The sequence below is a fragment of the Fodinibius salipaludis genome (genome assembly GCF_002287075.1).
Taxonomy (GTDB): Bacteria; Bacteroidota; Rhodothermia; order Balneolales; family Balneolaceae; genus Fodinibius; species Fodinibius salipaludis.
Genome location: NZ_NSKE01000003.1, coordinates 336,526 through 351,261, shown reverse-complemented (window position 1 = coordinate 351,261; position 14,736 = coordinate 336,526). Strand labels below are relative to the sequence as shown.

Genomic DNA, 14,736 nt, shown 5'->3' with positions numbered 1-14,736 from the left:
CTTAATTAGGGTTTCTTCTAATAGAAATGGTTGATTCACTATTGCCAATCTCCCAACTTTTTACGAAATCTGATACTTCTAATTTTTGGGATGAAATTTCCTCTGCCAGAGTTTCGCTTTTAATATAATCTTTCATCGTTGTTACCGCTTCTTCAAGTTCTTCTGAACCCTCGAAGCCTATAATAATACGATCTTCTACGTCAAAATCCGCTTCCTTACGCATATTCTGGATGCGATTAACAAATTCTCGTGCTAATCCCTCTTGAATAAGCTCTTCAGTCAACTCGGTATCAAGGGCTACACTTAATCCCTTTTCGGTTTCAACCGACCAACCTTCCAGGCCGGTACGGATAATTTCGAGACTATCTTCACCGAGCTGTACAATACCCTGTTCACCCAGATCTAATTCAATAGATCCGGTCTCCTCATATTCAGTGATCTCTTCGGTAGTCAATTCGGCCACTTTTGATGCTACAGGCTTCATTTTGCTACCAAGCTTACTACCAAGCTTGGGGTAATTAGGTTTGGCAGACTTGTGGACAATTCCGGAATCATCATCCACAAACTGTACTTCCTTAACATTTACTTCGTCCAGTATAATTTCTTTGACCGACTCAATAGCCTGTCGGTCTTCTTCTTTTTCTATAGGCAGAATAATGCGTGACAACGGCTGACGAACATTGAGCTCCAGCCTATTGCGTAAACTCAACACCATGGATGAAATATGTCGCGCCAGCTCCATGCGGTGTTCCAGCTGCTTGTCAATAGCCGTTTCTTCAACCGTCGGATAGAAGGAAATATGTACCGACTCCTCATCCGCCTCGGTTACTTCATTCAACCGTTGATACAGCCATTCTCCCAAAAACGGAGCAATAGGACTAATCAATTTAGCCAAATCTACCAAGCATTCATATAGTGTTTGATAGGCAGCCTGTTTGTCCAGACTCTTTCCCTCTTTCCAGAATCGGCGTCTATTACGACGCACATACCAGTTGCTAAGCTCATCTACAAAGTGCTCAATGGTACGCGCTGTTTTGGTCGGCTCGTAATCATCCAAATACTCATCTACCAGTTTCACAGTGGTATTCAAACGGGAAATAATCCACCGATCCATCTCTACGCGATCGCTAACCGGTATTTGTGAACCGGAATACGCAAAACCATCTATATTAGCATACATCGCAAAGAACGAGTACGTATTTACAATAGTATTGAAAAACTTCCGCTGTGTTTCCTGCAATCCGTCTTCACTGAATCGCAGATTCTCCCACGGCGATGAATTACTCATCATATACCAGCGTACCGTATCGGCACCGTACTCCTGAATAACCTCAAATGGCTCGACGGTATTGCCTTTAGACTTGCTCATTTTGTTGCCGTCTTCATCAAGCACAAGCCCGTTAGATACTACATTTTTATAGGCGGGCTGATCAAAAAGCATCGTACCCAATGCATGGAGCGTATAGAACCATCCGCGCGTTTGATCAACGCCTTCGGCAATAAAATCAGCAGGAAAATTTTCTTTAAACTTATCTTTGTTTTCAAACGGATAGTGCCATTGCGCAAACGGCATTGATCCGGAATCGAACCAGACATCCATCAGATCGGGGATGCGTCGCATCGTGCCGCCACCGGGGCCTTCCCACGTAATATCATCGATATGAGGGCGGTGTAGATCGAGCTCTTCATCATCGGGCAAACCAGCTTTTTTCTTAAGCTCCTCAACACTTCCTACCACTTCCACATGCTCGGGATTCTCATCACTTACCCAAAGCGGGATGGGCGTTCCCCAGTAGCGTTGACGCGAAACCGCCCAATCCACATTATTTTCGAGCCACGTTCCAAAACGTCCGCTTCCCGTACTTGGCGGCTTCCAGTTAATTTTCTTATTGAAGTCCACCATTTTGTCTTTCACATCCGTAGTACGGATAAACCATGATTCCACCGGGTACTGCATCAAGGGTGTACCCTTGCGCCAGTCGTGCGGATAATTGTGCAGATAGGTCTCATGCTTGTACATCAGGTATTTATCCTTAATTGCACGAGAAATCTCCTTATCGGCATCCTTGAACCACTGCCCCTCAAAATCGGGCACCTGGTCGGTAAATTTTCCGTCTTGGTCAATTGGATTAAACATTGGGATGTCATGCTCCTGTCCCATTTCATAATCATCAGCACCAAAAGCAGGTGCGGTGTGTACAACGCCAGTACCTTCTTCTGTTGTTACAAAGTCGGCCGAGACAACCTTCCATGCATCATCCTTATCATATTCTTCAAGGGCATAATCAAATACTGGTTCATAGGTCCAGCCAACCAACTCTTCGCCCTTGTATTCTTCTACAATCTCATACTCATGGTCGATCACTTCATCGATGCACTCCTTGGCCATGATATAATATTCAGTCCGATCGCCTTCGGAGAGTTCAATCTTGGCGTAATCGAGATTAGGATTCACCGCCAATGCCATATTTGAAATAATCGTCCACGGCGTGGTTGTCCAGGCCAAAAAGTAAACATCCTCGGCCATTTCTACTTTAAATTTTACAAAAATGGAAGGATCCTGAACCTCTTCATAGCCCTGAGCAACTTCGTGTGATGACAATACGGTTCCACTGCCCGGCGAATACCATTGAATCTTATATCCCTTGTAAACCAGACCTTTTTCGTGCAGTGTCTTAAACGCCCACCAAACAGATTCAATGTAATCGTTGTCGAAGGTGATATAGGGATCGTCCAAGTCAACCCAATAAGCCATACGGTTTGTAAGCTTATCCCAAAGATCTTTGTATTTGAGGACACTGTTTCGGCACTTCTCATTGTATTCCGAAATACCATACTCCTCTACTTGTTCACGTCCCTCGAGATCGAGCTCTTTTTCCACTTCAATCTCTACGGGAAGGCCATGGGTATCCCAGCCGGCCTTACGATCAACTCGAAATCCCTTCAGGGTCTTGTACCGGCAAAACATATCTTTTACGGTACGTGCCAGCACGTGATGTATGCCCGGCTTGCCATTTGCCGTGGGTGGTCCCTCATAGAAGGTAAAGGGGATTCCTTCTTCGCGGGTAGAAACACTTTTCTCAAAGATATTATTCTCTTTCCACCACTTAAGGGTTTCTACTTCAAGTTTTGAAAAATTTAATCTTCTGACTTCATCAAATTGTTTACTCATAAAGGCCGCTGTACGTTCTCTATTGGCTTTTGAAAGCTATCAATATAAGGGTTTTCTAAACCTTACAGTAGCTTAAGTTTTCTAATAAATTTTTATCAAAATAAATGAACCCCAAAGATACAAGTCTTTACTCACCAATTCACATTCTGAGGCATATTTTACATTGCAAGCGACCTATAAAAAGCATTGCGATAACAATTTGCAAATTAGAATTATTGCAAATCTTTAAGCTATACTTTATTGTCTTCAGCCATTATTTTATTGCCTATAATCTATTAAACCGATCATAAATTAATTGTATTTGCTATATGGATACCCCCGTAAATGACCCCATAACCAGAGAAAACCACTATAAAATCTGTTTTGTATGCCTTGGCAACATTTGTCGAAGTCCGACCGCTGAGGGCATATTCCAACATTTGATCAACGAACGCGACCTTGAAAATCATTTTGAGGTCGATTCTGCAGGTACCTCTGCCTATCATATAGGGGAATCCGCCAATAGCAAAAGTCAACGTACTGCCCAAAAACACGGTATTACACTCCATTCAAAAGCGCGTCAATTTGAGGCTTCCGATCTGGACTATTATGATTTTATTCTGGCAATGGACAATGAGAATCTAAAAAATGTTCGTCAAATGGCTACTGGGGATCATGAGCATAAAATAGGCCTCATGCGCGATTTTGACCCCAGTCCGGGTGATGGGGAAGTCCCCGACCCCTATTATGGCGGACCGGAAGGATTTGAAAATGTGTTCCAGATTGTGAAACGAAGTTGTGAAAACCTGCTCAACGAACTTGAAAGACATGTCCAAAAATGATTCCGAATTCTGTTAAACAGGAAATCCGGCAAACAGTAGATCAGCCTATAACGTCTATCCGGCAAGTTTCGGGCGGCAGTATCAACCAAGCAGCAAAAGTTACATTGGCTGATGAAACCATCTGCTTTTTGAAATGGAATACGTCGGCCGATCCGCATATGTTCGTAGTTGAAGAGAAAGGGCTTGAGTTGCTCAAATCAACGGATACTCCGCTGCGTATTCCTTCAGTATTAGCTACCGGAGAAACGGATGATGGTACAGGCTTTTTGCTGCAAGAATTTGTATCTGAAGGGCATTCGAAACCGAATTCAGCCAGTAATTTTGGTCAAGCGTTAGCTCGGCTTCACAAGCATCACAACGAATCCTATGGACTGGATCACGACAACTTTATCGGTCGTCTTCCACAGTCTAATACTCCTCATGACAATTGGGTTGATTTCTTTATTCAGGAGCGCATGGAGCCTCAGCTCCAAATGGCTGCCAACAGTGGGAAGTTAGGATCCGATACGGTTTCCCGTTTTAAAGCAATGTATAAAAAACTGCCCGATATTTTTCCGGATGAACCTCCCAGCTTATTACATGGTGATCTTTGGGGAGGTAATTACTTTTTTGACCAAGATGGGAATGCCACTGTTTACGATCCGGCCGTATATTACGGGCATCGCGAAATAGAGCTGGCGTTCACTCATCTGTTCGGGGGATTCCCAAGTAATTTTTACAGCGCTTATGAAGAGGCCTATCCAACGTCTTCCGGGTTTTCGCAGCGCAAGGATATCTACAATCTATATCCCCTGCTGGTGCATACTAATTTGTTTGGCGGAAGCTATGCTCGACAGGTGGAGAGTATTGTAAAACAATTTTGATCAATCAAGTAGAGCGATTTGTCAAATCGCTCTACAATCATGGAACAAAGTTATGAATTTCTACAGGCGAAATTTACCTCACTGGCAACCTCCTGAGGCTCAATATTTTATCACATTTCGCCTTGCAGGATCTCTTCCAAAGGAAGCTACCCAAAAAATAAAATCCCAGCGTAAAGAGATAGAGAAGGAATTCGATAAAGTTTCTCAGACCTTATCTAAAAAATTAATCGAAGAATTTTTTAGAAATATGAAAGTCTCTTAGAAAATAACAATATAGGTCCTTTCTGGCTCCGAAAAAAAGCAGTAGCACAACTGGTTTGTAATGCTATCGAATATCGAGATAGCAAAAAGTATGATCTTTATGCCTATTGCATCATGCCGAACCACGTACACCTTGTTTTCAAACTCCTTAAAACTGAGGATGAAATAGATAATCCTGTTACTGAAATATTGAGAAGTTTAAAACGATTTACAGCAAGAGAAGCCAAGAAAGCATTAGGCAGAGAAGGTCAATTTTGGCAACATGAAAGCTTCGACCGAGTTATTCGTGATAAGGGAGAATTAGAATCTACAATACGTTATGTTTTACAAAACCCTGTAAAAGCTAACCTTGTAGATACATGGACGGACTGGCCTTACAGTTTTTGTAAATCCGAATTTAAAAGTGATTTTGTGTAGAGCGATTTGGCAAATCGCTCTATAATAATCATAAGACGTAATCATAGCCAGAGCATTATGACAAACACTCCACAACGCATTATCAGTCTTGTCCCCAGCCTTACGGAATTGGTCATTGACCTGGGCTTACAACAGCAATTGGTAGGACGAACGCGGTTTTGCGCACATCCCAAAGAAAAAGTAGAAGACATTCCCATCATCGGTGGGACAAAAAATCCGCGTTTGGATAAAATTCGAGACCTTAACCCGGATTATATCATCGCCAATAAAGAAGAAAATCGTCCCGAAGATATTAAAACACTGGCGGAGGACTTTGAAGTTAATGTCACACAAATCGCCACTATTGAAGATGCCCTGATCACCATCCATGAGCTGGGCAAGAAATTTAACAGATCGGAACAAGCAGAAAGCCTAATCAGCAATATCCAAGAAGCACTCGACGATCGTCCCAAGGTTACCAAACTAAATACCGCTTACCTTATCTGGAAAGATCCCTGGATGACCGTAGGCCGCGATACCTATATCCATGATATTATGAATCACTGGCAACTGCCCAATGTGTTTGCAGAACAGAAACGATATCCCAAAATAGATCTTGATGATCTTAAGAGACAAAATCCCGACCTTATTTTACTAAGCAGTGAACCCTATCCCTTTAAGGAAAAACACATGGCACAAATTGAAGAAGCATGCCCCACAGCCCGGGTACTGCTGGTCGAGGGAGAATGGTTTAGCTGGTACGGGTCGCGCATGGAACATGCTTTTAAACGCCTCAATGGCTGGCGTAAAACCATTGCTTAAAAGTGTTACCTACTCTCGGCTGTAAATTGTTATACTACCGGGTAGATAATCGTTGGTCTTTATTCATGAATACTATTCTATCACATAATCGGGCTGCATCAACATGCGTTTATATCGTTGTGCTGTGTACAATTACCACCTCTTCGGTTTGGGCGCAAAATCAAACGGTCGAAGAACAAGAATATATCGCAGCACAAACTACTTACATCGATGGTTTAGCCGCTTTTGAAAACAATAATTACGAAGAAGCAATCAGCCTTTTAAACAAGGCGTACGTAAAGCTGCCCGACCATCCCGGAATTAATTTTGCTCTTGCTGATGCCTACTTACAAGTAAATGATTTTCAAAATGCAGAGTACTACAGTAAGCAGGCCCGAATTCTTAATCCTGAAAACAAATGGTATCATCTACAACTTGCTGAAATTTACAAGGCCATCGGCAATAATAAGACCGCTGCCAAGGAGCTGCAGAATGCCTTAACTTCTCATCCCAAGGATATCGACATTCTATATGATCTTGCACAAATCTATACCGATCTGGGACAATTAGAACGGTCGAACACCATTTATAACAAGCTGCTGCAGCTAAAAGGAGAAATGATCTCCTTACGGATTGAGAAGCTTAAAAATTTTAACAAGCTGAATATGAAAGATTCAGCCATTGTGGAACTGGAAAAAATCCGGTCGATGGATCCCGGAAACCTCTCCACGCTCCACCTGTTGGGCAACTACTATTTAGAGCTGAACAAACCGGCCGAAGCTCATGATGTTATTCAGAGTGCTCTCCAAATTAACAATAATCCCAAATCCCGGATAATCCTTGCTGACATTTATCTGGCACAAGCCAAATGGGATAGCGCAGAAACTACCCTTGGCGTGCTTATGGATGACTCAACAGTTGCTGCCAAAACCAAGGAAGAAATTGCACATTTTATTTACAGTAAATACAAAAACGCTCCTTCAAACTCTGCGATTCAACAAACAACAAACAACATTTTCAAGAAACTTATACACAACGCTCCAAAGTCTGGTAAAGCTTATGCATTAGCGGCAGATTTCTTTTTAAACACCGATCAAACCCGGTACGCTCTCCGTGCACTTGAACGGGCTACAGAATTAAATCCTACAAACGATTCCATCTGGCAACAGCGATTACAACTACTCCTTGAACAACGGCGATTTGATGAAGTTATAAAAGTCGGCAAACAGGCAATCCAAAACATTCCTCAGGAGCCCATCTTATTATACATGCTCGGTAACGCCTATTTATCTACCGAGCAGTACGATAGTGCAGAACAACACCTCAAGGAGGCTTCTAACCTCCCTGCGCGAAGGCCATTAAAAGCCAATATTTTCGGCTCTCTGGCTGATACTTATGCCGGACAAGAAAACTGGGATGCTGCCTTTGAATATTATCAGGAAGCTATAATCTTGGATACTGAAAATCCTGTTATTTACAATAATTACGCCTATTACCTATCCCAGCAAGACAAAAAACTTTCCAAAGCAGAAAAGCTGGCGCTTCGTGCTTTAGAACTTTCTCCGGACAATACTTCGTTTCTGGATACCGTTGGATGGATATACTATAAGCAGGGGCAGCTACAAAAAGCTCAAAGTTATATCCGAAAGGCCATTGATTCGGGGGATCCCAGCGCCGAGACACTGGAACATATGGGCGATGTTCTCCTTAAACTCAATGATCCTGACAAGGCCAAAAAGTGGTGGCAAAAAGCGCTCGACAAGGATCCGTCAAGAACTTATCTCAAAGAAAAAATATTGAACTAACCGTGAATCTACACCAACACCTATTACACTATTTTTTATGGGGATGGTTATGCCTGGTGATGATTTCCTGTTCGAGCTCCCAAAAACTTGTTGACGATAATTTTCGTCCATCGGAAGCAAACCTATCGAAAACCATTAATAAAGTGCCCGACTATAGTGATGATTTACAATCTGTTGAAGGTAAAGGACGTGCGATAGTTAGCGAGCCGGGCAACACCGAGCGCGTTACCATTCACTTTGCCAGCAACCGACAAAAAAGCCTTGTAACAATTCGCAATGGTTTGGGTATTGAAGGCGGACAATTACTCACTGACGGTGATACGCTTCTCGTTTATAACAAAGTGGATAAATATGCCCGGAAAGTGCCTGTAAAGGGAGCCAGTCTGAATCGCATAAACCGGCTGGCCTCACTTAATATTTTATCCATACTAAATTATTCAATCAAAGAAGAGGATGTTGAGCAATTCCTGGAAAGTGAAACACTCTATCAGCTACAATTAAAAACTGGTACAAAAGTTTATATCGACAGACAATCGCATACTATAAACCAAATTGTACAGCCTTCATCTACCAACCTACCGTACTCAAAAATTGAATATAGTGCATATACCTCAATGAAAGGGTTCACCCTTCCGCGCAGAATTAGTATATTCGGGCCTGATCGTGAATCAAAAGTTGCTTTACAACTAACAGCATTAGAACTTAATCCCACGCTTGACGCATTAATAATTGAGTTACCAGACGATATCCCCATTTATCACAAATGAAAAAAATATATAGCCTCATAGCGATTGTCACCTGCTTATTGGTGGCTCCGGACCTCCTGTTCGGCCAGTCCGCTGTTGTCCAGGAATTTAACGAGCTACGAAATAACATCGTTGAGAAGCAGAAAAATACACGCGCCGAAATAGAGCGTCTGAATAAAAAAATTCAGGAGTTCGAACAACGCCTGCAGCAAGCAGAAGAAAAGTACGAAGCCCTATACCAAAAGTATCAAAACTTAAAACAGCTTATTGCCCTTCAGGATGAAAAGCTATCTCAGTTGCAGCAGGAGCAATCCCAAATTCAAGAAGAAATCACGATTACAACAGAATCACTGAGTGCCAAACGGGCTGAGTTAGAACGACTGATTGAAAACTATAAACAAACACTCAGTTATCTGTACAAACAAGGCCGCACTTCCCAGCTGGCCCTTATTTTTTCCGCTTCCTCTATCAACCAAATGCTGATACGATCCTTTTATCTCGAAAAGTTCAACAACTACCGCGAGCAGCAGGCGCAGGAAATTCGTCAAGCTGAAAAGGACCTTGAGCAAACCAAAGAACAGCTGGTTAAAGCCCAAGAAAAAAATGAGGAAGTATTACAAGAAATTAGAAACGAAAAACAAGAGCTGGCCGAGAAGAAAGAGCAACAGGAAAAAAATGTGGCCCTGTTACGGGAAAACCGAGAAGAGATCAACAACAAATTAAAAGAAGTTCAGCAACAAAAAGATAATCTTAATAATACGCTTTCTGATCTCATTCGGCGTGAAGAAGAAATACGAAAAGCCCGAGAACAAAAACTCCGTCAATTAGAAGCCGAACGAAAGAAAAAACTGGCTGCTGCCAAAAAAATTGAGGATGATGCCAAACGGGAAGCCGAAGTTGAGAAGTATTCCGAGCCTATCAAACTCGATAACTTTCTGGACTCTAATAAGATGGAGGAGATCGAAAACCGGTTTGCCTCAAATAAAGGAGAGCTTCCCTGGCCCGTCGATAGCAGGACTATCGCCGAACATTTTGGCAATAAAGTGCACCCTGTTTACGGAACAAAAACTCCCAATTTGGGGATTGAAATTGTAACCGATGCACAATCTTCGGTTGAAGCGGTACATGATGGCTATGTAATTGATGTACGACCTATCCCTGGTTATGGCGATGTTATTTTTGTTAAACACGGACGCTTTATCACCGCATATGGCAATTTAAGCCAGGTTATGGTGCACAAAAGCGAAGTATTAAATCAAGGTGATATCCTTGGGCTTTCCGGCGATGAGGATTCTCCTAAAGGCGAAAGTCTGTTTTTTCTAATTCGCGAAAATGACAAAAATCTCGATCCTGAAAACTGGCTTCAAGTGGAACCCATATCCAGCAATTACTAATTAAAACATTTTTTATCTTCAGGATTTCTCTCCAATTAATTTATAACTAAGCTTTCTTTTCATGACCAATTGGCAACGCACTTTTGCATTTATAAGCGGCGCTCTTGTTTTCGGATTGCTATTTATCATCATATCCAACAGCTTTATCCAGTACGTTGCCCATGAGGGTGCTACCGGCTACCTTTTTCTATTTGGCTTTGGACTAATATTTCTGAACCTCAACTTCGGCATCAGTCGGAGATTTGCTATCAAGGCTCTGAATCCTGATGGGATTGCTTATACCATGGCATTTCTTACTATTCTGCCAACCATTTTCTGGGTTTATACCAAAAATGTGGGGCTTTCAGCATTACAACCGGCATTTGTACTCACCGTCATTTTTTCGGCCTTTTTAGGTGCCTACTACGGATTGCGGCGTGGGGCTATCAAACGTCAGCGATATATCCAGCGCCTTCGGGATGAAAAACAAGATATACCAAACTCACTAAAACGTCCGCATGACGATCTGAACAAAAATTAGCTCAGAATCTTTTAGTTAAACAAGTAGTAATCGATTCCAATATTAGCCTGGAGATTTCGGCTGTCAGATTTAAAAAGGCGATCGCTTTCCCAATCGTAGCCAACTTCGGTAAATATTCCAACATTGTTAGAAATGCGAATAGCCATGCCGGCTCGAAGACCCAAGCGAACTCTAAAACCCATATCCTTGTCGGTATTAGCAAGGGTGCCCATGGCTAAATTATTCCCGAATAAAGAATTGAGCTGTACGTATGGTTGCAGGCGATCGGTTTTAAAAGGATAAGCGCGAACAATGGGTCCAACACCCCAGCTACCTACCCCAAAATCAGCATTTTCACTATCCGTAAAAAAGCTGGTTACTACTTGATAACCAACACCCAGCCGCGGAAACATAGTACGCACGTTCCGATATACAAACTCCAATTCAGAGCTTTCATCATATGTGAGTTCCTTACTATTTCCCTTGTAATGCAGATCACTGAGCCAATGAGTATTGGCCGTCAACCCATGAATACCTACATCATAATTTAGGGGACGAATTCCGTTATTGTCTGCAGATGAGCTTTGTGACTGGGCATAAATAGTATTAGAAATAACACCTGCCGATAAAATAAGTAGTAAAGCAGATGTTAGAATCTTACAAAACCTTGAAAATACCTTCTTTTTCATTGTGCGTTAATTTATTGCGATATACGATTAAAACGGACATTCAATGGCATCTAAAATTGCCCAATTAATTATACAGTTACAATAACTGAATTAAATCTTTAATGTTGCCTGTCTTAGCTTGTATAATCACATTATTTTACTTTTGATTTTGAGCAAATTGGATATACGTACCTAAACTGATATACTATTTTTTTTAAGTTACATTTAAAAACTTTTTACCCGTAAATAAAATTTCCTTCTTAAATGTATCTGTATGCTTAAAAAGCTTTCAGCTAAACTATTCATTTTCATTTTTCTGCTGCCTTTGTTTGGAGCCTCTCAATCTCAGCAAAACGATTATTTTCCAAATCGGCTTATAATAAAATATAAGTCGGACCAAAAGTTCCAGCAGATTCAAAACAAAATTGGCAGTAATCCCAAGTCAGCAGTCCAACAACTGCTTAATAAGTACGGTGCCAGACTCAGTCGTCCCCTCCTTTCAGCCAAAACACAACAGATGATTAAAGCCCAACAGGTACCAGCAGCAAATGACGTTCTTCGAATTGAAGAAGTTATTTTCAACCATAGCATTGATCCGGCACAACTCGCTTACAAAATAAATAGAATGCCCGGCGTAGACTATGCCGAACCCCGATATATCCGCCATATGAATGCCGAGCCAAACGATCCCGATATCCAGAAGTTCGTTGACGCCCACAACTTTACCGATGCCTGGGATTTAAGTAAAGGTTCTCGAGATATTATTATTGCCGTAGTCGATGGAGGCGTTGACTATACGCACTCTGAGCTAAATGAGAACCTCTGGATAAACCAGGATGAAATTCCAGCAACCGTTTTTAAACAGGCTGATGAAAATGACGACGGAGAGGTAACGGCTTCTGAAGTATGGATGTACCTTGAACAAAATAGTGCAGACCATAATGGCGATGGAAGCATTACCCTGGAAGATGCCCTGCATAATGACTCTGATTTTACAGATGCTAATGATAATGACAATAATGAATTCACAGATGATCTTTTTGGGTGGGATTTCTGGGAATCGGGGAGTGATGGGCAAAACATCACGCAAGATAATAACCCCATGCATGATGCCACCGATCACGGCACACACGTAGCCGGTATCGCTGCAGCAAAAACAGATAATGGAGAAGGGATTGCCAGTGCCGCCTACAACGCCACTTATATACCTATAAAAGCGGGCGGTGCTCCCAACTTTGACGACGTTATCGGGTTTGGATACGAGGGTATCTTGTATGCTGCAAATAACGGAGCCGATATCATAAATTGTAGCTGGAGTGGCGGATCAGCCTCCCAGGCTGAAGAAGATATTACAAACCTTGCCACGCAAATGGGCTCTCTCGTCATCGCTTCCGCCGGTAACGAAGCCAGCAGAACAGAATACCCTGCCCGTTATGATAAAACAATTGCAGTAGGATCAATAGATACAGAAAATAACCGCTCTTCCTATTCCAATTTCGGATATAACTTGGACGTACTGGCTACAGGTACTGATATCCTCAGCACTTCCTATAATAATAACTACATTTCCAAAACCGGTACCTCTATGTCAGCTCCCGTAGTTAGCGGACTTGCGTCACTTGTTGGGGATCTATACCCTAATTGGAAGCCCGAACGCATCGGTATGCAAATTCGTGCATCTGCCAATTATATTGATGATTCTAATCCCGACCTCGAAAATCAGCTTGGCCACGGTTCGATTGATGCCTATCAGGCGCTGAACACCAACCTGCCAGGCTTAAAAGTAGTATCTCAAGAATTTATTAACAACGAAGAAAATAAGCTTTCGCTGGGCGAAGAGGGAATTATTGAGCTAACCATCACCAATGTAGGCAATACAACATCTAACCTTGAACTGGAACTTTTATCATTAAATGAAAGCGAGGTGCAACTGGAGAACTCAAGACAGCAGTTGGGAAGTTTCGCTACCGGTGATACCATGGATTTAAGTTTTCCGATCAAAATTTCCAGCAATTTTGATCTAACCGAAATACCGGCCTTTCGATTAGAATTTATCGACAATAGTCTGGATTACAACGATTTTAATGCCCTCGTTTACGAAGACATGTTTTTCGAAGTTATTGCTGGCAATAATGTAAAAACTTCTTTTGGAGCCGAAGGTACATTTGGCTTTTCTGATCCCCTGGCCGGCCGCGGCGGTGTCGGCTTTATTCCCCGCTATCCCGACGGTACAGGTGGGTATAAAGAAGGAGACAACTTACTTTTTGAGGGAGGACTTATAATGCAGTTTAACGAAGAGCTTTTTGATGCTGTTCGGACCACCGGTGGAAATGTTTCTCGTGATTTTCTTCCTCAAGATGCCGTCACTATTCTACCAACCACTAATGGAAATGGCCTGAAGGGATCTACCCGATTTGTTACTCTCAACGACAGCGCAAAACGAGCCTCCATCCAGCTGGAAACTTTTGCCTTCAATGACCACGCTATCAACAAGGTAGTCTTTGTCAAGTATACCATCACTAATCCCTCACAATTCATAACAATGGAAAACATGTACGTTGGGTTATTCAACGACTGGGATATTGGCAGCAATTCGGGTAATAATAACATCTCCTACAGTGAAAACGACAGCCTGCTCTACATCTCTGACGCTTCCTCATCAAGCACTCAACCAACAGTTGCTGTTGCACATTTGGGACCGATGTCAGGAGCTCTTGCCATCGACAATACAATAGAAGGAAGACAGGACTCGCTCACCTTCGGTATCTATGCTGGTTTTTCTGATTCAGAAAAAGAAGCCTCGCTAACCGCCGGAACCGTACGAACAGATCTACAAAATACCGACATTTCTGCCGTTACCAGCTCGGGACCTTATACGCTAAATCCGGGCGCCGATATAACAGTGGGATTCCTCTACGCTTTTGGAGAGGATTTGAATGAACTGCGCGATCAAATTACTGAAGCACGATCCCGGAACTTCTTTGAAGTTTCGCCCACAGGTCGAGCTACGGCTGATGAAATTCCCCAACAGACAGAGCTTTTCCAGAACTATCCCAACCCCTTTAATGAAGAAACTGAAATCCACTTCGATCTTGATCATGATTCCCACGTAACCCTATCCGTTTTTGATGTGTTGGGGCGCAAGGTCCGTCAGATAGCTGACACCAATCTTGATGCTGGTGCCCATTTTCTAACCTTCAATGCCCGCAATTTAAGCAGCGGTGTTTATTTTATTCGTCTTGAGACCGATCGTGACTCTCAAACAATTCCCATAACAAAAATAAAGGCTCCTTGACGTGTAATCTATTCT

Annotated in this window: 11 protein-coding genes; 9 read left to right on the top strand and 2 right to left on the bottom strand. The window is 42.3% G+C overall.

Translation table 11 applies throughout. From position 1 onward, the window contains the following. Position 1: 1 nt before the first annotated feature. Positions 2–3,172 carry an isoleucine--tRNA ligase gene (ileS, locus tag CK503_RS05770; RefSeq protein WP_095605841.1) on the bottom strand — a complete coding sequence of 1,057 codons (3,171 nt, stop codon included), beginning with the start codon at positions 3,170–3,172 and terminating at the stop codon, positions 2–4. 308 nt (positions 3,173–3,480) lie between these two features. On the opposite strand from ileS, the gene CK503_RS05765 reads away from it, so the two are divergent. From CK503_RS05765 to CK503_RS05725, 8 genes are all read left to right on the top strand, one after another. Beyond that, positions 3,481–3,993, top strand: a complete 513-nt coding sequence (locus CK503_RS05765; protein WP_095605840.1) for a low molecular weight protein-tyrosine-phosphatase — start codon at positions 3,481–3,483, stop codon at positions 3,991–3,993. Continuing rightward, positions 3,990–4,856, top strand: coding sequence for a fructosamine kinase family protein (locus tag CK503_RS05760; RefSeq protein WP_095605839.1), 867 nt, complete (start codon positions 3,990–3,992; stop codon positions 4,854–4,856). The genes CK503_RS05765 and CK503_RS05760 overlap by 4 nt, the downstream gene beginning before the upstream one ends. Positions 4,857–5,129: 273 nt before the next feature. After that, positions 5,130–5,534: an REP-associated tyrosine transposase gene (locus CK503_RS05750; RefSeq protein WP_095605837.1), complete on the top strand. Its 405-nt coding sequence runs from the start codon at positions 5,130–5,132 to the stop codon at positions 5,532–5,534. Between the two features lie 57 nt (positions 5,535–5,591). Continuing rightward, the gene (locus CK503_RS05745) at positions 5,592–6,335 is read left to right on the top strand and encodes a helical backbone metal receptor (RefSeq protein ID WP_095605836.1); all 744 of its coding nucleotides are present in this window, start codon (positions 5,592–5,594) and stop codon (positions 6,333–6,335) included. 65 nt (positions 6,336–6,400) lie between these two features. Then, positions 6,401–8,119, top strand: a complete 1,719-nt coding sequence (locus tag CK503_RS05740) for a tetratricopeptide repeat protein (protein ID WP_095605835.1) — start codon at positions 6,401–6,403, stop codon at positions 8,117–8,119. A 2-nt stretch (positions 8,120–8,121) separates the two neighbouring features. Then, a complete protein-coding gene (locus CK503_RS05735) occupies positions 8,122–8,886 on the top strand; it encodes a DUF4292 domain-containing protein (protein WP_176466224.1) in 765 nt (254 codons plus the stop codon). Continuing rightward, entirely contained in the window at positions 8,883–10,259 is a 1,377-nt protein-coding gene (locus CK503_RS05730; RefSeq protein ID WP_095605833.1) for a murein hydrolase activator EnvC family protein, read from the top strand. Before CK503_RS05735 ends, CK503_RS05730 begins: the two co-directional genes overlap by 4 nt. A 61-nt stretch (positions 10,260–10,320) precedes the next feature. Beyond that, complete coding sequence (locus CK503_RS05725; protein ID WP_095605832.1) at positions 10,321–10,779, top strand: hypothetical protein; 459 nt, start codon at positions 10,321–10,323, stop codon at positions 10,777–10,779. A gap of 11 nt (positions 10,780–10,790) precedes the next feature. On the opposite strand, the gene CK503_RS05720 is transcribed toward CK503_RS05725, so the two are convergent. After that, positions 10,791–11,447, bottom strand: a complete 657-nt coding sequence (locus CK503_RS05720; protein WP_095605831.1) for a hypothetical protein — start codon at positions 11,445–11,447, stop codon at positions 10,791–10,793. 253 nt (positions 11,448–11,700) lie between these two features. Here CK503_RS05720 and CK503_RS05715 point away from each other — a divergent pair, with 253 nt between their 5' ends. Continuing rightward, complete coding sequence (locus CK503_RS05715) at positions 11,701–14,721, top strand: S8/S53 family peptidase (RefSeq protein ID WP_095605830.1); 3,021 nt, start codon at positions 11,701–11,703, stop codon at positions 14,719–14,721. Positions 14,722–14,736 lie beyond the last annotated feature (15 nt).

What these genes read in the sequence shown, in the direction of transcription:
- ileS (WP_095605841.1), bottom strand. Translation starts at nt 3,172, where the DNA reads ATGAGTAAACAATTTGATGAAGTCAGAAGATTAAATTTTTCAAAACTT.
- CK503_RS05765 (WP_095605840.1), top strand. Translation starts at nt 3,481, where the DNA reads ATGGATACCCCCGTAAATGACCCCATAACCAGAGAAAACCACTATAAA.
- CK503_RS05760 (WP_095605839.1), top strand. Translation starts at nt 3,990, where the DNA reads ATGATTCCGAATTCTGTTAAACAGGAAATCCGGCAAACAGTAGATCAG.
- CK503_RS05745 (WP_095605836.1), top strand. Translation starts at nt 5,592, where the DNA reads ATGACAAACACTCCACAACGCATTATCAGTCTTGTCCCCAGCCTTACG.
- CK503_RS05740 (WP_095605835.1), top strand. Translation starts at nt 6,401, where the DNA reads ATGAATACTATTCTATCACATAATCGGGCTGCATCAACATGCGTTTAT.
- CK503_RS05730 (WP_095605833.1), top strand. Translation starts at nt 8,883, where the DNA reads ATGAAAAAAATATATAGCCTCATAGCGATTGTCACCTGCTTATTGGTG.
- CK503_RS05725 (WP_095605832.1), top strand. Translation starts at nt 10,321, where the DNA reads ATGACCAATTGGCAACGCACTTTTGCATTTATAAGCGGCGCTCTTGTT.
- CK503_RS05720 (WP_095605831.1), bottom strand. Translation starts at nt 11,447, where the DNA reads ATGAAAAAGAAGGTATTTTCAAGGTTTTGTAAGATTCTAACATCTGCT.
- CK503_RS05715 (WP_095605830.1), top strand. Translation starts at nt 11,701, where the DNA reads ATGCTTAAAAAGCTTTCAGCTAAACTATTCATTTTCATTTTTCTGCTG.